The following is a 19,001-nucleotide window of genomic DNA, read 5'->3' as shown; positions in this document are numbered from 1 at the left end:
CTGATCCTTAATGCTGTGCCGCAGTGCGACTTTGCCACGCGCGTCCAAGGCGAGACTCTGCCCGGCGGAACGCATGATTAGACAGCAGCGTCAGCACCAGATAGCAGCCACCGCCAATCAGATAGAAAGTGAAGTAATCGCGCGTGGATCCCGCCGCCACCTGGCTGGCACGCATCAGCTCGACGATGCCGGTCACCGACACCAGCGCCGAATCTTTCAGGCTCATCTGCCAGACATTTGACATGCCTGGCAGCGCATAGCGCACAATCTGCGGCAGCAAAATGCGCTGGGCAATACGCCAGCGCGGCATGCCGATCGCGACTGCCGCTTCCACTTCACCTTTGGCCAGCGCCAGACGCGCCGCACGATACACCTCACCTTGATAGGATCCAGAGATGAGCCCGATTGCCAGTGCACCAATCAGGAACGGCGGCGCTTCGATAAAACCATCCGCGCCAAACATCTGTCCCACCAGGGTAATCAGGCCCGATCCGCCAAAATAGAACAGGTAGATCACCAGCAGTTCCGGGATGCCGCGAAACACCGTGGAATAGGCTTCACCCAACCAGCGAACCCAGCGCTGCGGCGACAGTTTCGCTGCCGCCACGCCGGAACCGACCACCGCGCCAATCATCAACGCCGCCAGCGACAGCAGCAGCGTGGTGAAGGCAGCCCCCAAAATCAGGCGGCCCCAGCCATCAGCACCAAAACTCAGCAGGCTCATCATCTTTCACCTCACTTACGGGGTTACGTCAGTTTTAAACCACTTCTCACTCAGCTTTTTCACGGTGCCATCGGCCAGTGCGCCTTTAATGGCCTCGTCGAGTTTGGCTTTCAGATCGTTGTCAGCCATGCGCACGCCCATCGCCTCGCCCTCACCCCAAATCGGGCCACCCAACTGCGGGCCACTGAAGGTCAGGTTACTGTTCTCTTTGCGCGCCAGCATCGATTGCGCGAAGGTCACATCGTCGAATACTGCATCAATACGCCCCGCCTGAAGATCGAGAATCGCATCTGCTGAGGAAGTGTATTCGCGCACGTCGGCGACATCTTTGAAGTACTTATCAATAAAGGGCGTGTAAACCGTGCCGGACGCGATACCAATCGTTTTGCCTTTTAACGCCGCTTTCAGTGGCGCAATCGCGGTGTTGATCTCTTTCTCATCGTCATGCAGCTTGATGATGTTGTGATCGGCCGGCATCAGCGGACTGTCTTTGGTGGTGATAAAGGTGGCGGGAGTCGACGCGTAAGGCACGGTGAAATTGACCACTTTTTTGCGGTCCGGCGTGATGACGATCGCATCCATGATCACGTCATATTTGCCAGCATTCAGTCCGGCGATCATGCCGTCCCAGTTTTGCACCACCAGCTTGCACTGGATGCCCATGCGCTTACACAAGTCTTCCATCAGTTCAGGTTCAAAGCCGCCTAACTTGCCGCCCGGCAGCGTCAGGTTCCAGGGTTCATAGCTGCCTTCGGTAGCGATGGTGATCGATTTCCACTCTTTGGCCTGTACAGCAACACCGCTGATCATCAGGCTGGCAAACAGGGTCGTGAGGCAAAAACGGCGAATCGGGGCACGGTGCGTCATGCGGCTTCTCCTGGTCATTAATCGAATTGGCTGTCTCTGTTAGCTGATACAGCGCAGATGACATTTCATGTATATACAAGTTAGCTTGCGGCAGATCATTGTCGGCATAAGCTTTTTGTGAGCCAGCCAGAATAAAAAGTGATAATTACCACGTGGTCTTTACTTGTACATACAACCTAGCAAGCAGTGTGCCAAATCGGCAGAGGCGTTGGAATCAGGGAATGGTCACGGCACGGACGTATTGATGCACATTTTTGGGGCGCGATTGCACTTTTATGGGGATAACGGAGTTTGAGAGGGAACGAGATGGGTCTGGTGCGTTGTCTGAGCCCGCACTTCCCTACCAATAAAAAAGGCAGCCACCTTTCAAAGGTGACTGCCTGGTAAAAAATTTGCCCTGGCGGGCATGACGACTCGGGCGATTAGAGAGGTTTTCCAGCCTGTAAATAAGCCTGCATCATCGGTTTTAACACTTTTTGCAGCTGTGACGCGCGATCCTGTTGCCAGGCAAACGGCGGGGTTTCATCCATGTAATTAAGCTGTGCCAGCTCGAGCTGTACGGCCTGTACGCCCTGCTGCGGCTGACCGTAAGCACGCGTGATATAACCGCCTTTGAAACGACCATTAACCACCCAGCTGTAATCGCTTTGCGCGACACAAACCTCTTTAATCGCTTCGATCACCGCTGTCGAGCAACTCTCACCACTGTTAGTGCCAATGTTGATATCCGGCAACTGACCATCAAACAAGCGCGGAATCACCGAAGCAATGGAGTGGGCGTCAAACAGCAGTGCATAACCGTGTTCAGCTTTCAATCGCGCCAGCTCTTGCTGGATCTGCTGGTGATACGGCTGCCAGATATTATCGAGATAACCCTGACGCGCGGCGGCGCTGGGGGTTTTCCCCTCGGCGAAGGTCGGCGTGCCGTCAAACAGCGTCTCAGGATAGAGGCCGGTGGTGGCGGTGGTGTACAGCGGCTGGTTATCCGGCGGACGATTCAGGTCGATGACAAAACGTGAGTAGTGGCCAACCAGCACGCTGGCCCCTAAATCACGCACAAAATCGTAAAGCAGCGGAATGTGCCAGTCGGTATCTGGCAAACCGCGTGCCGCGTCGCTTAATCCGGCATCCACTTCAGGCGTTAACTGGGTGCCCGCATGCGGGATGCTGACCAGCAGCGGCAGCTTACCGGCGGTGAAATGAAAAGGTGTCATTGCGCTTCTCCACGATAAATAACCTGGCACGGCAATTCGCCGCCCAACCAGTAAACCAGTTCTGCCGGGCGCGCCAGCGGCCAGTGCACAAAGTTTGCCACCTTGCCGGCCTCAAGCGAACCGTGCGAATGCTGTAATCCCAGCGCTTTCGCGCCCCACAGGGTCACACCCGCCAGCGCTTCTTCCGGGGTCATGCCAAATAGCGTGCAGCCCATATTGAGCATCAGACGCAGCGACAGCGCCGGAGAAGTACCGGGATTGGCATCGCTGGCCAGCGCCATTGGCACGCCGTGTTTGCGGAACAGATCCACTGGTGGGCGTTGGGTCTCGCGCAGTAGATAGAACGCGCCCGGCAGCAACACCGCAACGGTGCCGTGTTGCGCCATCGCTTGCGCATCGGCTTCGGTGGCGTATTCAAGATGATCGGCTGACAAGGCGCCGTATTCAGCCGCCAGCGTGGCGCCGCCGAGCGCGGACAACTGCTCAGCGTGCAGTTTAACCGGCATCCCCAGCGCTTTGGCTTGATCAAACACCGCGCTAACCTGCTCAGGGGAAAAGGCGAGATGTTCGCAGAAGGCATCGACGGCATCCGCCAGCCCTTCCGCTTTCACCTGCGGTAACAGGCGATTGCAGATGATATCGATCCAGCCTTGTGGGTTTTCTTTAAACTCGGGCGGGAAGCCGTGCGCGGCAAGGCAGGTGGAGAGCACATCGGCGGGCACCGTTTCCGCCAATTCGCGGATGGCGCGCAGCATGGTCAGCTCGCTGGTTTCATCGAGGCCATAACCCGATTTAATCTCCACTGTAGTGACGCCTTCTGCCAGCAATCGATCCAGACGCCAGCGCGCGCTTGCCACCAACTCCTGCTGTGATGCCGCGCGGGTAGCACGCACCGTGGAGAGAATACCGCCGCCCTGCGCTGCGATCTCGGCATAGCTGACGCCGTTCAGACGCTGTTCGAACTCCTGGCTGCGATCGCCGCCAAACACCAGATGCGTATGGCAATCCACTAAACCTGGCGTGATGATGCCACCGTCAAATTGCTGCTGCGTACGCGGGGCAAAATCCGGCAGTTCACTGCGCGGTCCTACCCAAATCAGCTCGCCGTTATCCACCGCCAGTGCGCCGTCGGCAATCAGGTTATAGTGCCCGTCTCGCATGGTGACGATATCGGCCCCCAGCCACAGGCTGTCGATCTGCTTCGCTTCTGCCATCCCACTCCCCTTCACGTCTGACGATTTACAGTGCGTCTCAAAGTATGTATATGTATATACAACTTTCCGCCCTTAAGGATCAACCATGGCCGTTTTTTTTGCCCCACGCGCGCTGCTGGCCGACGGCTGGCATGAAGACGTATTGATTACCACTGACGCATCCGGACAGATTGCTGAACTTACCCCCAGCAGCACACCAGGCAGCGCCACTCGCCTTGCTGGCCCGGTGATCCCCGCTATCGCTAACCTGCATTCGCACGCCTTCCAGCGTGCCATGGCCGGGCTGGCGGAAGTGGCGGGCGATCCGCAGGACAGTTTCTGGACCTGGCGCGATCTGATGTACCGCATGGTGCAGCGCCTGTCGCCGGAGCAGGTCGGCGATATCGCCACCCATCTCTATATCGATATGCTGAAAGGCGGCTATAGCCAGGTGGCGGAATTCCACTACTTGCACCACGATGCGCAGGGCAAACCCTATGCCGATGACGCGATGCTGCTCAACCTGATTGCCGCCGCCGAGACGGCCGGGATCGGTCAGACGCTGCTGCCGGTGCTCTATAGCTACAGCGGATTTGGATCGCAACCGGCCAGCGACGGCCAGCGCCGTTTTATCCAGCAAACGGAGGCTTATCTGCAGCAACAGCAACGCGTTGCGCAATGGAGCGCCAATAAGCCGCTGCTTAATCATGGCATCTGTTTCCACTCGCTGCGCGCGGTGAGTGAAGCTCAGATGCGTGAAGTGCTGGCCGCTGGCGCTGCTGATGTGCCGGTACATATTCATGTGGCCGAGCAGGAAAAAGAGGTCAATGACAGCCTGGCGTGGAGCGGCGAGCGTCCGGTTGCCTGGCTGTATAATCGCTTCGAAGTAGATCAGCGCTGGTGCCTGATTCATGCCACCCATCTGGACGACAGCGAAATCCACCGCATGGCGGCCAGCGGTGCGATTGCCGGACTCTGTCCGACCACCGAAGCCAATCTCGGCGACGGCATCTTCCCGGCGGTAGAATATATTGCCCAGGGTGGACGCTGGGGCATTGGCTCGGACAGCCATGTATCGCTCAGCGCGCAGGAAGAGCTGCGTTGGCTGGAGTACGGTCAGCGCCTGCGCGATCGTCGTCGCAACCGAATCACCCTGCCCCATCAGCCTTCTGTGGGCGATCTGTTGTGGCAGCAGGCGGCACAAGGCGGTGCGCAGGCGTGCGCGATCAACACCGGTGAACTGGCGGTGGGTAAACGCGCCGACTGGCTGGTACTGGAAAACGATGCCTTCCTGAGCAGCGTGAGTTCCGCTTCGCTACTCAATCGCTGGCTGTTTGGTGGTACGCAAAGCCAGATCCGCGATGTGTTTGTCGCCGGTAATCAGGTGATCAGCGAAGGCCATCATCCCGCCGAAGAGGCCTCAGCCGCGCGCTTCGCCCAGGCCATGAGTGCACTGCAATGAGAACGTATTTCGACTACAGCCAGCTGTCCGTCAGCCGCTGGCGCAACGGCGGCGGTGAAACGCGTGAAATCATCAGCTTCCCGCCCGGTGAGACCCAATTTGGCTGGCGCGCCAGTATTGCCACCATCGATGCCGACGGGCCTTTTTCGCCATTCCCCGGTATCGATCGTGTGATTACGCTGCTGAGTGGCGATAGCGTGGTGCTGCGCAGCGAAAGCGTCGAGCACGCGTTGTTGCCGCATCAGCCGTGGGCATTTCCCGGGGAATGGTCGATTGAGGCACAGATCAGCGGCAGCTGTCAGGATTTCAATATCATGACACGCCGCGACAGTTGGCAGGCACAGGTGGAGGTTGTGCAACACGCCGCTACCAGCCAACACGGTGTCGCGTGGGTATTATCCGGCGAATGGCAGAGTACGGACGTCAAACGCATCACGGTTAATCAGGGAATGTGGTGGCTGGATAAAGAGACGCAGCTGGCACCGCGAACCTCGGATGCCAGCCTGCTATTTGTGGCGCTTAGCCGTGTCCTCTGAAACGACCGAGTAACTTATAGCGCGAGCCTGGATAGAGCAGGCGCGCGTAAGTCACAATCTTGTTGTCGCTCCAGGTCTGACGACGAATCAACAAGCAGGGTTCGTGCTCATCCAGCGCCAGATGTTTACGCTGGCGCAAATCGGGCAGTACCGCTTCCACAATATGCTCACCGGCGGTCAACGGCGCCACGCGCATCAAATAGGTGTAGGGCGTCAGTTGATGATAATCCTGACTAAGGTAATCCGGCGCCACCAGCGGGTTGACCAGACGATCTTCAAGTTGCACCGGCATATCGTTTTCGTAATGCACAATCAACGAATGATACAGCGTCTGCCCGGTGGATAAGCCCAACACAGCGGCCTGCTCCGGATCGGCCTTCATCTGCCCAATCGACAAAATTTTGCAGCTGTGGCGATGACCACGCTGGGCAATTTCATCGGCGATGTTATGCACTTCCAGCATCGCGGTGTAACCCTTCATCTCCGCGACAAAGGTGCCGACGCCTTGCATGCGTACCAAAAAACCTTCGCTGGTGAGTTCACGCAGCGCACGGTTAATGGTCATGCGGCTCACGCCCAGTTCGTTAACCAGTTCACTTTCGGACGGTACGCGTTGATTCGCTTTCCAGTGACCTTCCCGGATCTGGCTGACGATCGCCTGTTTCACGCGCTGATAAATCGGTGCTGGCTCATCGCCCATCGCTGCGGCCAGCTGCGCTATTGCCGTTTGCTCCGCCATATCCTGTTCCTTTTCCGAATAATGCCCAAAGTTTACTGTCTCAGCACGTAAATGTATATACATCCAATTGTGCAGACAGCCCGTTAACAGTGCAGCGTTCTCCCTGTTTCGGTGCAATGCAGCTGCGGCTGGATGACACATCCCGCATTGCGGCGCATTTCACAGAATCCAATCAATCTGGCACAGCACTTGCTACTTGTATAGACAAGATTAGACACTTATGCTTCACTCAGCTCATTCAATGGTGCTACCCCATGCCACATCGTAAACCCAGGGCTTACAGGTAGCACCCGATCACTTGTATAGACAGGAGTAGACTATGTCAGGTTCGGTTCAGGAAATTCGCCTCGTTCCCGGTGAAGTGGACCTCGCGACCTTGCGGGCGATTTATCAAAGCAAGGTGAAGCTCACGTTAGCGGATGACGCTCGTGCGGCCATCGATCGCGCGAATGAAACCGTCGATGCCATCGTGGCATCAGGCAAAGTGGTGTACGGCATCAATACCGGCTTCGGCAAACTGGCCCAGACACAGATTCCTGCTGAGCGTCTGGCAGAGTTGCAGCGCAATCTGGTGCTGTCGCACAGCGTGGGTTTGGGCAACTTACTGCCCGATAACGTCACGCGTTTAGTGGTCGCCACTAAAATTATCAGCCTGGCACGTGGTCACTCCGGCGTACGTATCCAGTTAATCGAAGCCCTGCTGGCGCTGTTTAATGCCGGTGTGATGCCGTGTATCCCGGAAAAAGGTTCGGTTGGCGCATCCGGCGATTTAGCACCGCTGGCCCATCTGTCACTGATGTTGCTGGGCGAGGGTCAGGTACGCGTTGACGGAGGACTGATTCCTGCCACCGAAGGGCTGGCACGCGTCGGCCTGCAGCCGATTGTGCTGGGACCGAAGGAGGGTCTGGCACTGCTGAATGGCACCCAGGTTTCCAACGCCCTGGCACTGCGTGGCCTGTTTGAAGCTGAGAACCTGTTCGCCGCAGGGCTGATGGCCGGCGCGCTGTCACTGGAAGCGATCAAAGGCTCGGTAAAACCTTTCGATGCACGTATTCATCAGGCGCGCGGTCAGCACGGGCAAATCGCGGTAGCCGCTGCCGTTTCTTCCTTACTGGAAGGCAGTGAAATCCTCAGCTCACATACCAATTGTGGTCGCGTGCAGGATCCCTACTCGATTCGCTGCGTTCCGCAGGTGATGGGCGCGTGTTTAGACAACCTCAGCCATGCGGCGCGTGTATTGCAAATCGAAGCCAACGCGGCCTCTGATAACCCGCTGGTGTTCAGTGAAAGCGGTGATGTGATTTCGGGCGGTAACTTCCACGCCGAACCTGTGGCATTTGCCGCCGATATCATCGCATTGGCGATTGCCGAAATCGGCGCCATTTCCGAGCGCCGTATGGCGCTGCTGCTGGATACTGGTCTCTCAGGCCTGCCGCCATTCCTGGTGCGCGATGGTGGTGTGAACTCTGGCTTTATGATTGCTCAGGTCACCGCTGCCGCACTGGCTTCTGAAAACAAATCGCTGGCGCATCCGGGTAGCGTGGATAGCCTGCCGACCTCTGCGAACCAGGAAGATCACGTGTCGATGGCCACCTACGCCGCGCGTCGCCTCGGTGATATGTGCTTCAACACCGCTGCCGTGGTCGGCATTGAAGCCATGGCTGCGGCGCAAGGTATCGACTTCCATCGTCCACTGCAAAGCTCGACTGCGCTGGAACAAGAGATGAGTCGCATCCGCGAGAACGTTGCCTTCCTTGATCAAGACCGTTTAATGGCGCCGGATATCGAATCCATGCGTCTGTGGGCCAGCAGTCACGCCTGGCCTGAATCTTTGACTGCGCTGCTGCCAAGCCAGCGTTCACCTTCCCTTTAAGGAATTGATGATGAGCGAAACTTTATCTCAGGCTGTTGCCCGTGAAATCCGTGCGCCGCGCGGTAACGAACTGCATTGTGCGAACTGGTTGATTGAAGCGGCTTACCGCATGATCCAGAACAACCTCGATCCTGATGTGGCCGAGCGCCCGGAAGATCTGGTGGTATACGGCGGCATCGGTAAAGCCGCGCGTAACTGGGAGTGCTTTGAGCAGATTCTGCGTTCACTGCGTGCGTTGCAGCCTGAAGAAACCCTGCTGATCCAGTCTGGTAAACCAGTGGGCGTGTTCCGTACTCATGCCGATGCACCTCGCGTGCTGCTGGCTAACTCTAACCTGGTGCCACACTGGGCTAACTGGGATCATTTCCACGAGCTGGATAAAGCCGGCCTGATGATGTACGGCCAGATGACCGCCGGTTCCTGGATCTACATCGGTGCACAGGGCATCGTGCAGGGCACCTTTGAGACCTTCGCCGAAGCCGGTCGCCAGCATTATGACAGCGATCTGAGCGGTCGCTGGATCCTGACAGCAGGCCTGGGCGGCATGGGCGGCGCACAACCGCTGGCGGGCGTACTGGCCGGTGCCAGCGTGCTGGCGATTGAATGCCAGGAATCCCGCATCGATTTCCGTCTGCGCACCCGTTACGTTGACCATAAAGCGTATACCTTAGACGAAGCGCTGGATCTGATTGAGAAAGCCACCAAAGCGAAGCAGGCAATTTCCGTTGGCCTGCTGGGCAACGCCGCGGAAATCGTGCCGGAGCTGGTGAAGCGCGCCAAAGCGGGTGGCATGAAGCCGGATATCGTCACCGATCAGACTTCTGCACACGATCCAATCAATGGCTATCTGCCAGTGGGTTGGGATCTGGATCGCTGGCAGGCCGAGCGCGTCAGCAATCCTAAAGCGGTTGAAAAAGCCGCTCGCGCGTCAATGGCGGTGCATGTGCAGGCCATGCTCGACTTCCATCATATGGGCGTGCCGACCGTGGATTACGGTAACAACATCCGTCAGGTAGCGTTGGATGAAGGGGTGAAAAACGCCTTTGATTTCCCAGGCTTCGTACCCGCCTATATTCGCCCGCTGTTCTGCGAAGGCAAAGGTCCGTTCCGCTGGGTGGCGCTGTCAGGCGATCCAGAGGATATCTACAAAACCGATGCCAAGCTGAAGGAGCTGTTCCCGGAGCACAAGAACCTGCACCGCTGGCTCGACATGGCGCAGGAACGTATTGCCTTCCAGGGACTGCCAGCGCGCATCTGCTGGCTGGGACTGGGCGAGCGCCATAAAGCCGCACTGGCATTCAACGAAATGGTGCGCAACGGTGAACTGAAAGCGCCTATCGTCATCGGCCGTGACCACCTGGACTGTGGTTCCGTCGCCTCACCAAACCGTGAAACTGAAGCGATGAAAGACGGTTCGGATGCTGTCTCCGACTGGCCGCTGCTGAATGCCCTGCTGAACACCGCAGGCGGCGCGACCTGGGTTAGCCTGCATCACGGCGGCGGCGTTGGCATGGGCTTCTCGCAGCACTCCGGCGTGGTGATTGTCTGCGACGGCACTGCCGAAGCCGACGCGCGTCTTGGCCGCGTATTGTGGAATGACCCGGCAACCGGTGTGATGCGTCACGCGGATGCGGGCTATGAACTGGCGCAGAGCTGCGCGAAAGAACATGGCTTGAACCTGCCGATGCAGAAGTAATTTGTCGTGATAACTGAAGTCGCCCTTAACCGGGCGACCTTAGTTCAGCCGCCAAATTTCCTCGTTACTCTCTACTCTCAACCCGCAACCCTCAACTCTCAACCCTCAAATCCTTAAATCCTTAAATCCTTAAATCCTTAAATCCTTAAATCCTTAAATGCAACATGCTGCATGCTGCATGCTGCATGCTGCATGCTGCCGGGTATATTCCATTCCGCTATACCCTATAGCCGAATTATTCCTTTCCACGATAGACGCCGCCCTGCGCTTACCACTACAGTGGAGACATCACGTTACGTGTCAGAGAAATCGCAGCAACTGCTGCTGATGGAGAGCCTTACTTTATGAGCCTGCCTGCCGTCCTGCTGGAAAACGCCCTGAACTGGCGTCGTCAGTTACACCAACATCCTGAACTCGGTTACCAGGAGCAACAAACCAGTGAACTGGTTGCGAATGTGCTCGCTGAAGCAGGGTTACAGGTGTTCCGTAGCCTGGCAGGCACTGGCGTGATTGGCACACTGGAAAACGGCCCAGGCCCGGTGATTGGTTTACGCGCCGATATGGATGCATTGCCGATTACCGAAAAAGGCGCGCCGGAGTGGAAATCTACCCGCTCAGGCGTGATGCACGCCTGCGGTCACGACGGACACACGGCCATTCTGCTCGCGGCGGCCTGCCAACTGGCCGCGACGCGCAACTTCAAAGGCACGGTGCACTTCCTGTTTCAGCCCGCGGAAGAGAATCTTGGCGGTGCGCGGAAAATGGTGGAAGAAGGTTTGTTTACCCGTTTCCCAATGGATGCGGTGTACGCCATGCACAACTGGCCAGGTTTGCCGGTGGGTTCGCTGGCGGTGAATCCAGGTGCGATGATGGCCTCGCTCGATTCCTTTGAAATCAGCCTGAACGGCAAAAGCTGTCATGCGGCGATGCCGGAGAGCGGTGCCGACCCGATGGTGGTGGCAGCAGAGCTGATCATGGCGCTGCAAACCATTCCGTCACGCCGTTTGTCACCGCTGGCGTCAGCGGTGGTGAGCGTGACGCAGATCCACGGTGGTGAGGCGATCAATGTGATTCCCGAGCAGATTGTGCTGCGTGGTACGGTGCGATGTTTGCAGACTGACGTACGTGACCGCGTGCGCAGTCTGATTGAAGATTTTGTCACTACCCTGCCGCGCCCGTTTGGCGTCAGCGGCGAGATTCACTGGTATCCGGGTTATCCCGTCACCGCCAACCATGCCGGTCCAGCGGAACAGGTGCGCGAGGTTGCCCAGCGCGTGTTAGGTGAATCGCAGGTGCACTGGCAGGTGAATCCTTCCATGGCCTCGGAAGATTTCGCCTGTATGCTGGAATCTTGCCCGGGTGCTTACTTCTGGCTCGGTGCCGATGGCGCATCCCCCTCCGCCCCATTGCACAACGCGCATTATGATTTCAATGATGATCTGATACCGATTGGTATCCGCTTCTGGCAGCAACTAGTGGAGAACGTGCTGGTCAAAGCCTGACTGGCAGGATTCGCGGAACCCAGGAATATCAATCGAGGTGGCATGTTGGTTAAAGCCTGACTGGCGGATTTCTAAAACCAGCAATCTCAAGCGGCATTGTATCAGGCAGCAATAGATTCGACGGCGCGACTCAAGCTGAAGGGAATCGGTTACCTGCCCGCTATGCATCCACCCCGCAAACCCCCTCGATGCACGATTGCACGATTGCACGATTGCACGATTGATTTTATATCCTCTCTCGACTGTGCGTTTGACCCGCAACCCAAGGCTGCGGGTATTGATTTACCCGTCAGATCCCAGCTTGCTGCAATCGCGTTTCCGCCTCATCCAGCGTCGCTGACTCTCCGGTGGCCACTAAGCAGCACGCCAGCTGTAAACGCAGCGCCTGCGGCACGGCACGTTCGCCGGCCAGTACCTGTTTGATCCAGTCTGCGGTGTCTTGCGCATTTTTACTTTCTGGCAGTTCCACGCTGATTTCTGGCTGGCGCTCAACCCACACTTCCGCCTCTGCGCCCGCACCGCCAATGTAGTTAATCGCCGGACAGCGTTGTGGGTTGGCATACACTTCACCTTCGGTGCCATTCAGCAGGATGGCGGGTGCATCAATATCCTGGAAGAACTTGCCGACGCGCGGCACATATTCGGGATGGGAAACACTCGCCAGACGCAACGCGGCACGTTCGGTAAACGGTGTCGCCAGCTTCGCCAGCGTATGTGCGCTGTTACGCACGCCCATGCGCCAGCGCAGCGACAGCTGTTTTGCCATCGGTGCACACAGGTGATCGATGGTGATAAACGCCAGCTCACCGCTCTCCAGTTTCGCTTGTGCCTGCTGCGCCGTGGTGGCCGGCGCAATATCCAGCGCTGCCAGTACCGCTTCGGTGGTGATGCGGGTTGGATCGTCACTCACACCGTGCAGCAACACCGGAAACCCGAGTTTGCTTAATAGTAAAGCTAACAGCGGCGTGAGATTGCCCTGACGACGTGCGCCGTTGTAGCTGGGGATCACAATTGGCATCGGGCGATTGGCGGGCGGCTGCAACTGCATCATTTGCTGCTGCATAGCGTGGTAAAAACCGCGCATCTCCTCTTCGCCTTCGCCCTTGATACGCAGGGCGATCAGCACACCGCCGAGCTCCAGTTCTGGCACTTCATCCGCCAGCATGGCGCTGTAAAGGGCAACGGCGGTGTCGAAATCGATATCGCGCGCGTGGTTCTTACCGCGCCCAATCTCTTTGATAATTTTATTCAGTTCCATCAGGGCATTCCCGCTTCCAGGGCGCGCCGATAACCGGCTGCCAAAAGGTCATTGATGTGCGTCTGGGCACACCTAAGATTTCTTACTTTTACGCTTCGCTGGTTTGACTGCGGTTTTAACCGCTACTTTTACCACTGGTTTTATGCTGGCTTCGGGCACCGCCGGTTGTTCAATCGGAAACACCGGTAAGGCGGCCAGCAGCCGACTGCCATAAGCTTTATTAAGCAGTCGCCGATCGTATATCACGATCTCCCCGAAGCAGTGATGGCTACGAATCAGACGGCCGACCTGCTGAATCAACGTAAACGAAGCGCTCGGTAGACTCTGCACTTCGAACGGGTAGCGTTTCAGGCTCTTCAACCACTCCCCTTCGGTCAAAATTACCGGACTGTCTACCGGGGGAAAAGCGATTTTATGGATGTGCACCTGCGTCAGCAGATCGCCCTTTAAATCCAGGCCTTCAGCAAAAGACTGCAGTCCAACCAGAATACTGGTTTGCCCCGCTTCGACTCGCTGGCGATGCAGTTCCACTAAGCGCGAACGAGGTTGATCGCCCTGCACCAACATCGATAAGCGTAATGCGCTGACATGGCTGACAAACTGCTGCATCGCGCGCCCGCTGGCAAACAGCACCAGCACGCCTTTGTGCTTCTCTTCTGCCATTTGTTGCAGGAAAAAGCCTGCCATCTCGGCAATGTGCTCCGCTTCATTAGCCATCAGCGGTTCATAGCGCATTTGCGGGATCACCAGCTTGCCCTGATCGACATGATTAAATGGCGAATCCAGCGCCACAAAGCGATCGCCCGCTTTCTCGTTTAGCCCTGACATCTCTTGCAGCCGATTGAAGCTGTTCAGTGAACGCAAGGTCGCCGAGGTCACCACCACATGCGGAATCTTGCGCCACAGCAGTTTCTCCAGCTGATCGCTGACGCGAATCCCGGCGCAGTGGAATAGCAGATGCGCCTGGCCGTCCCGAATTTCACGGGTAATCCATTTCGATACCGGCGCATTAGAGGCTTTCTCCATGGCCGCCAGTCGCCACAGTTTGCTGATCGATTCGAACCAACCAAACTGGCGGTTAAGCTGAATGATTGCCCGATGCAGACGCATGATGTCGGCTTTGCCGGTTTGCTCACCCAACTCATTGAGTAACCCTTCGCTCAACCCGCGCAATGCATCGCTCAGTTTGAACAGCCGTGCGCACATCGTCATCAGCTCTTCCGGCAACTCACCCAGCACAAAACGAAACTCGCCCGGCTGATTGTGCGCGGGTAACAGCGGATTGAGCGCGTCGCACAGGATTTGCAGCAGTTCACGCATCTCATCGCAATGGCCTTTTAACCGCTCTGGGTTGGTCAGCGGTGGCGGCGATTTCGGGCGGAACTGTGCCATGATGGTTTCCACCAGCCGCACAAACAGATCGAGCTGCAAGCTGCTCCAGCCGGGAGTGATTTCCGCACTCATCTCCAGCGCGTCACGCGCCACTTCCGGCAGATGATGACCTTCGTCCAGCACCAGCATTAGGTGTTTGGCAGGTGGTAAGACGGATTCATTCTCCATCGCCGCCATCACCAGCGCATGGTTCGCCACCACCACATCTGCCTGTTCAATTTCACGGCGCGCGACAAAGAACGGGCATTCACGATACCAGCGACAGTGATGCCCCAGGCAGTTGGCTTTATCGGTGGAAAGGCGCTGCCACAGGCTGTCATCAATCGAGACATCGGAGTGATCGCGCAGGCCGTCCCATTTGTAGCTGCTGAGTTGCTTTTCCAGTTTGGCACAGAACTTCTGCTCTTCTTTCGACCCGGTTACCGCTTCTTCATCGAGATACAGCAGCAAATCGCCTTGCTGATCTTCCGTCGCAGCCAGCGCCGCGAGATTGCGCGGGCAGACATAGCGGCCGCGACCAAATGCAGCAGTGAAGGTGAGATCGGGGATGATTTTTTTCAGCAGCGGCAGGTCTTTGCTGAAGATTTGATCCTGCAGCGCGACGTTGGCGGTGCTGATCACTAACCGTTTCTCCTCGGCGCGGCTTACCGCGATGCCGGGGATCAAATAAGACAAGGTTTTGCCCACGCCGGTGGGGGCCTCAATCGCCAGATGGCGGCCTTCATCACCGGCCAGGCTTTTCGCCACTTCAGCGATCATCTGACGCTGTGGCGCACGGGGGATAAAGTCAGGAACCTGCTGCTGCAGCGCCTTATACCATTGCGCAATCTGGCTTTTTATCGCTGCTGTCAGGGCCATGTTGATTACTGTTTGCTGAATTGGCCTGTATTTTTACACAGTATCGGCGCAGCGTCAGCTTTCACTGCTATTTTTTCGCGCTGGATTCAGAATTTCACGCATCGCGCGGATCAGCGTTTCGCGCGCGCGTCCACGGCGGAAGGCAAACGAAAACGGTGCGCGGAAGTGAAAATGCTGTGGCAACAAGCGGCATAGCGTGCCCTGCTGTTCTCCGCTTTGCGCGTAATGCTCCGGCAAATAGCCGATATATCTCCCGGAGAGGATCAGCGTCAACTGCGCCTCTATACTCTCCACTGAGGCGTTAGTCTGGCGGAAGCCGCGCTTGTTTAACTCCTGCTGATTCCAGTAACGCCGCGTCACCATGCCGGTTTGCTGCACGGTGCGCATATCCGGATCGCCCTGCGCCAGTGGATGGTGCGGACTGCAATACAACCAGTGTTGCTCCTCATAAAGCGGAATGGTGACCAGATTGCTGGCACGCAGTGGAAAGTGCCCGATTGCCAGATCAAGGCGGTCTTCCAGTAACTGCTGCTGCAGTTCATTGGGATCGCGCACGCTGAGATTAAAAAATACCGCCGGAAAACGCTGATTAAAGCGCGCAATCGCCGCCGGCAGATCCAGCGTGCTGTCAGTCACTGTCGCATCCACCACACCCAACGAAAAGGTGCCACCTTGCGCGCTTTTCAGCGTCTCGACCTGCTCCTGCCAACCCGCCAGCGTGGCCAGCATTTCCTGACTGTAGCGATGAAACTGCTCGCCTTTGCTGGTGAGGGTAAAGCCGCCACGTCCGCGCTGGCACAGAATAAACCCCAGCTGCGTTTCCAGCTCACTCATGTAAGCGCTGATGGCGGGGGTGGTCATATTCAGCGCCTGCTGTGCACGCGAGTAGCCCTGATTTTCCACCACGCTGGCAAACACCTGCAGCAGTTTGAGATTAGGTAATGTTTGCACCGCATTTCCTTCAGTGATTACTGACTAAAGTTAACCAATCTATGAAGTGATTATTTACTGTCAAGGATTTTTCCCGCGTCTCCCTCAGGCCATGATAAGACTCACTTAGCCGAAGGAGTTCGTGATGACCGATTTTCCTCAGCCGCAGGGTGGCAACGAGATGCCCCGTTTCGCTGGCCGTGGCACCATGATGCGTTTGCCCGCTGCCGAATCCCCTGCCGATCTTGATGTGGCGTTTGTAGGCATTCCGCTGGATATCGGTACGTCGCAGCGCAGCGGCACGCGCTACGGTCCACGTGCCATTCGCGCCGATTCGGTAATGATTCGCCCGTACAACATGGCGACCGGCGCGGCCCCTTTTGATTCGTTGCGCGTCGGCGATCTCGGCGATGTGCCGATCAATACCTACAGTCTGCTGAAGTCGGTCGACATCATCGAAAACTATTATACCGAGCTGAATAATTGGCCGATTATTCCGTTAACGCTCGGTGGCGATCACACGCTGACACTGCCGATTTTGCGCGCGCTGGCGAAGAAGCATGGGCCAATGGGCCTGATCCATATTGACGCGCATACCGATACCAACGATGAGATGTTTGGCGAGAAGATTGCCCACGGCACCACGTTCCGCCGCGCGGTGGAAGAAGGCCTGCTTGACTGCCAGCGCGTGGTGCAGATTGGTCAGCGTGCTCAAGGCTACGCCGCCGATGATTTCCAGTGGGGCGTCGATCAGGGCTTCCATCTGGTGCCTGCCGAACAGTGCTGGTATCGCTCCATGGCCCCATTAATGGCTGAGGTGCGTGCACGCATCGGCGACGGTCCGGTGTATCTCAGCTATGACATCGACAGTTTCGATCCTGCATGGGCACCCGGCACCGGTACACCGGAAGTGGGTGGTTTGACCTCGATGCAGGGGCTGGAGATTGTGCGCGGCTGTCGCGGACTCAATCTGGTCGGTGGCGATCTGGTCGAGGTGTCACCGCCGTACGATATCAGCGGCATGACCTCCCAGCTGGCGGCCAATATCCTTTATGAGATGCTGTGCGTATTGCCCGGCGTCCGTTACACAGAGAAGAAAGCATGACACAACAGAATTTGGTGTTTCCGGCGCGCGTGCTGCGCGGTGCGGGTGTGATCAATCAACTGGGCGAGATTTGTGCGGGGCTGGGCAAACGCGCCCTGCTGATCGGCGGCCATCAGGCATTGCAATCGGTGGAAGCGCAGGTGCGCGCTCAACTGCTGGCAGCCAACGTGACGCTGCTGGCGCAGGAGTGGTTTGGTGGTGAGACTTCAATCAATCAGATTAACCGTCTGGCGGCGATCGCTACCGAACTGCAAGCTGACGTGATTATCGGTGTCGGCGGCGGTAAATCGCTGGATACCGTAAAAGCCGTGGGCGCGCAGTTGGGCTTGCCGTTTATCACCATCCCGACCATTGCCGCCACCTGTTCGGCAGTGACGCCATTGACCATTCGCTACGACGATAACGGCAATTTCTTCGATATTTTCCCGCTGCCACAGGCACCGGCGGCAGTGATCATCGACAGTGAGTTGCTGGCTAAAGCCCCTGCTCGCTGGCTGGCTGCTGGTCTGGGCGACACCCTGGCAAAATGGTATGAGTTCCGCGCGGTGAGCGTCCGCCATCCGGCGCGCGAAGGCAATGCATTGTCATCGCTGGCACATAGCCAGATTTGCTATGACGTGATCGCGGAACACGGCCCGGCAGCTTATGCAGCAGTGCTGCGCGGTGAGAGCAGTGCCTCTTTGGATCAGGTGCTGGATGCCATCTTTACCTGGGCGGGATTGACCTCGCTGATGAGCAACGGCGCCCACGCAGCGGCTTCACATGCGATTTATGAAGGTTTTACCTTCTGCGATAAGACGCGTGAGTTTGGTCATGGCCTGTTGGTGGGCTTCGGTAATCTGTGCCTGCTGGCGCTGGAAGATCGCAGCGATGAAGAGGTGCTGGATGAGATGCGTCTGGCACGTGACTGCGGTGTGCCATTGACGCTGAGTGAGATTGCCGAGTTGGATGATGCCGAGCTGGCGCTGATTGTGCGTGAATCCGTGCACGCACCGGATATGGAGAATATGTCGGTCGAAGTGACCGAAGCCCGCCTGCTGGCGGCGATGCAGCGGATTGAAGGGTTGGCTGATCGGGTTTAAATCTGAGCTAAGTACTTGAGCAGGATGAGACGAGTACTTATGCGGAGTGAGAACGAAAAGTATAGGTGTGTTTAGTTTGGGGGCTGGAGGCTGGAGGCTGGAGGCTGGAGGCTGGAGGCTGGAGGCTGGAGGCTGGAGGCTGGAGGCTGGAGGCTGAGTCCTGTGCTGGGTGCGGGCCGTAACACCTCTGCTGCTGCCGGGCAGTCCTCGCGCCGCTGACGCGGTGCCCTCGGCTTACACGTCGTGCCGACGGAACGTTCGGGGATCGACCATCCCTGGTCGGCCCCGAACTGATCCACGCATCCCTGCGTGGATCTCCTGGCCCAACGTAAAAGCCTCAGCGCTGCGGATAGCCCTTGCAGCAGCAGAGGTGCTACGGCCTCAAATATTGTGCCCCTTCCAACAGCATTTACTTCAGCTCCTCAGCAGACTGTAAAATTTGCGTCATCCCTGTGTGGATTTCCTGCCCCACTATAGAAGCATCAGCGGTGCTGCGGCCTTACGCAATGTGCCCTTTTCACCAGCACGCACTTCAGCAGCAGTCTGGAAGATCTGGATCAACATGCCCGC

General features: G+C 57.3%; 15 protein-coding genes. 7 read left to right on the top strand and 8 right to left on the bottom strand.

Going from position 1 to position 19,001, the window contains the following annotated elements:
* Window positions 1–7 precede the first annotated feature (7 nt).
* The 4 genes from JK231_RS05315 to hutI form a co-directional block, all read right to left on the bottom strand.
* Complete coding sequence (locus tag JK231_RS05315; RefSeq protein ID WP_034820926.1) at window positions 8–727, bottom strand: ABC transporter permease subunit; 720 nt, start codon at window positions 725–727, stop codon at window positions 8–10.
* 12 nt (window positions 728–739) lie between these two features.
* Window positions 740–1,591, bottom strand: coding sequence for a transporter substrate-binding domain-containing protein (locus tag JK231_RS05310; RefSeq protein ID WP_058962211.1), 852 nt, complete (start codon window positions 1,589–1,591; stop codon window positions 740–742).
* A gap of 422 nt (window positions 1,592–2,013) precedes the next feature.
* Entirely contained in the window at window positions 2,014–2,805 is a 792-nt protein-coding gene (hutG, locus tag JK231_RS05305) for an N-formylglutamate deformylase (protein ID WP_160834668.1), read from the bottom strand.
* Window positions 2,802–4,019 (bottom strand): imidazolonepropionase, encoded by a 1,218-nt coding sequence (gene hutI, locus JK231_RS05300; RefSeq protein WP_211728141.1) that lies wholly within the window; start codon window positions 4,017–4,019, stop codon window positions 2,802–2,804. The genes hutG and hutI overlap by 4 nt, the downstream gene beginning before the upstream one ends.
* Window positions 4,020–4,104: 85 nt before the next feature.
* On the opposite strand from hutI, the gene JK231_RS05295 reads away from it, so the two are divergent.
* A complete protein-coding gene (locus JK231_RS05295) occupies window positions 4,105–5,460 on the top strand; it encodes a formimidoylglutamate deiminase (protein WP_211728140.1) in 1,356 nt (451 codons plus the stop codon).
* A complete protein-coding gene (locus tag JK231_RS05290; RefSeq protein WP_211728139.1) occupies window positions 5,457–5,996 on the top strand; it encodes a HutD family protein in 540 nt (179 codons plus the stop codon). The genes JK231_RS05295 and JK231_RS05290 overlap by 4 nt, the downstream gene beginning before the upstream one ends.
* Here JK231_RS05290 and hutC read toward each other — a convergent pair.
* Window positions 5,980–6,735, bottom strand: a complete 756-nt coding sequence (gene hutC / locus JK231_RS05285) for a histidine utilization repressor (RefSeq protein WP_034820947.1) — start codon at window positions 6,733–6,735, stop codon at window positions 5,980–5,982. The two genes, JK231_RS05290 and hutC, sit on opposite strands and share 17 nt — an antisense overlap.
* Window positions 6,736–7,054: 319 nt before the next feature.
* Between hutC and hutH the strand changes: the two genes are divergently transcribed.
* From hutH to JK231_RS05270, 3 genes are all read left to right on the top strand, one after another.
* Entirely contained in the window at window positions 7,055–8,608 is a 1,554-nt protein-coding gene (hutH, locus tag JK231_RS05280) for a histidine ammonia-lyase (protein ID WP_160834672.1), read from the top strand.
* 10 nt (window positions 8,609–8,618) lie between these two features.
* Entirely contained in the window at window positions 8,619–10,304 is a 1,686-nt protein-coding gene (gene hutU, locus JK231_RS05275; protein WP_038647984.1) for a urocanate hydratase, read from the top strand.
* Between the two features lie 344 nt (window positions 10,305–10,648).
* Entirely contained in the window at window positions 10,649–11,806 is a 1,158-nt protein-coding gene (locus JK231_RS05270) for a M20 aminoacylase family protein (RefSeq protein ID WP_211728138.1), read from the top strand.
* Window positions 11,807–12,095: 289 nt separating this feature from the next.
* Here JK231_RS05270 and ybiB read toward each other — a convergent pair whose 3' ends face one another.
* From ybiB to JK231_RS05255, 3 genes are all read right to left on the bottom strand, one after another.
* Window positions 12,096–13,064, bottom strand: a complete 969-nt coding sequence (gene ybiB, locus JK231_RS05265; protein ID WP_097117305.1) for a DNA-binding protein YbiB — start codon at window positions 13,062–13,064, stop codon at window positions 12,096–12,098.
* A 72-nt stretch (window positions 13,065–13,136) separates the two neighbouring features.
* Complete coding sequence (gene dinG, locus JK231_RS05260; RefSeq protein WP_097117306.1) at window positions 13,137–15,314, bottom strand: ATP-dependent DNA helicase DinG; 2,178 nt, start codon at window positions 15,312–15,314, stop codon at window positions 13,137–13,139.
* Window positions 15,315–15,368: 54 nt separating this feature from the next.
* Window positions 15,369–16,265 (bottom strand): LysR family transcriptional regulator, encoded by an 897-nt coding sequence (locus JK231_RS05255; RefSeq protein WP_160834675.1) that lies wholly within the window; start codon window positions 16,263–16,265, stop codon window positions 15,369–15,371.
* Between the two features lie 121 nt (window positions 16,266–16,386).
* Between JK231_RS05255 and speB the strand changes: the two genes are divergently transcribed.
* Together speB and JK231_RS05245 are read left to right on the top strand one after the other, a co-directional pair.
* A complete protein-coding gene (gene speB, locus JK231_RS05250; RefSeq protein ID WP_176505732.1) occupies window positions 16,387–17,349 on the top strand; it encodes an agmatinase in 963 nt (320 codons plus the stop codon).
* Entirely contained in the window at window positions 17,346–18,431 is a 1,086-nt protein-coding gene (locus JK231_RS05245; RefSeq protein WP_211728137.1) for an iron-containing alcohol dehydrogenase family protein, read from the top strand. The genes speB and JK231_RS05245 overlap by 4 nt, the downstream gene beginning before the upstream one ends.
* Window positions 18,432–19,001 lie beyond the last annotated feature (570 nt).

Origin of the sequence: Pantoea sp. JGM49, assembly GCF_018257655.1 — a bacterium.
Taxonomy (GTDB): domain Bacteria; phylum Pseudomonadota; class Gammaproteobacteria; order Enterobacterales; family Enterobacteriaceae; genus Pantoea; species Pantoea communis.
Note: the sequence above shows the minus strand (reverse complement) of the source record. Positions and strands in the feature narration are given on the sequence as shown.

Bases quoted from the DNA above. Each gene is read 5' to 3' on its own strand.
- hutI (WP_211728141.1), bottom strand. From the start codon at position 4,019: ATGGCAGAAGCGAAGCAGATCGACAGCCTGTGGCTGGGGGCCGATATC.
- hutG (WP_160834668.1), bottom strand. From the start codon at position 2,805: ATGACACCTTTTCATTTCACCGCCGGTAAGCTGCCGCTGCTGGTCAGC.
- hutH (WP_160834672.1), top strand. From the start codon at position 7,055: ATGTCAGGTTCGGTTCAGGAAATTCGCCTCGTTCCCGGTGAAGTGGAC.
- dinG (WP_097117306.1), bottom strand. From the start codon at position 15,314: ATGGCCCTGACAGCAGCGATAAAAAGCCAGATTGCGCAATGGTATAAG.
- hutU (WP_038647984.1), top strand. From the start codon at position 8,619: ATGAGCGAAACTTTATCTCAGGCTGTTGCCCGTGAAATCCGTGCGCCG.
- JK231_RS05295 (WP_211728140.1), top strand. From the start codon at position 4,105: ATGGCCGTTTTTTTTGCCCCACGCGCGCTGCTGGCCGACGGCTGGCAT.
- JK231_RS05310 (WP_058962211.1), bottom strand. From the start codon at position 1,591: ATGACGCACCGTGCCCCGATTCGCCGTTTTTGCCTCACGACCCTGTTT.
- ybiB (WP_097117305.1), bottom strand. From the start codon at position 13,064: ATGGAACTGAATAAAATTATCAAAGAGATTGGGCGCGGTAAGAACCAC.
- hutC (WP_034820947.1), bottom strand. From the start codon at position 6,735: ATGGCGGAGCAAACGGCAATAGCGCAGCTGGCCGCAGCGATGGGCGAT.
- JK231_RS05270 (WP_211728138.1), top strand. From the start codon at position 10,649: ATGAGCCTGCCTGCCGTCCTGCTGGAAAACGCCCTGAACTGGCGTCGT.
- JK231_RS05290 (WP_211728139.1), top strand. From the start codon at position 5,457: ATGAGAACGTATTTCGACTACAGCCAGCTGTCCGTCAGCCGCTGGCGC.
- JK231_RS05315 (WP_034820926.1), bottom strand. From the start codon at position 727: ATGATGAGCCTGCTGAGTTTTGGTGCTGATGGCTGGGGCCGCCTGATT.
- JK231_RS05245 (WP_211728137.1), top strand. From the start codon at position 17,346: ATGACACAACAGAATTTGGTGTTTCCGGCGCGCGTGCTGCGCGGTGCG.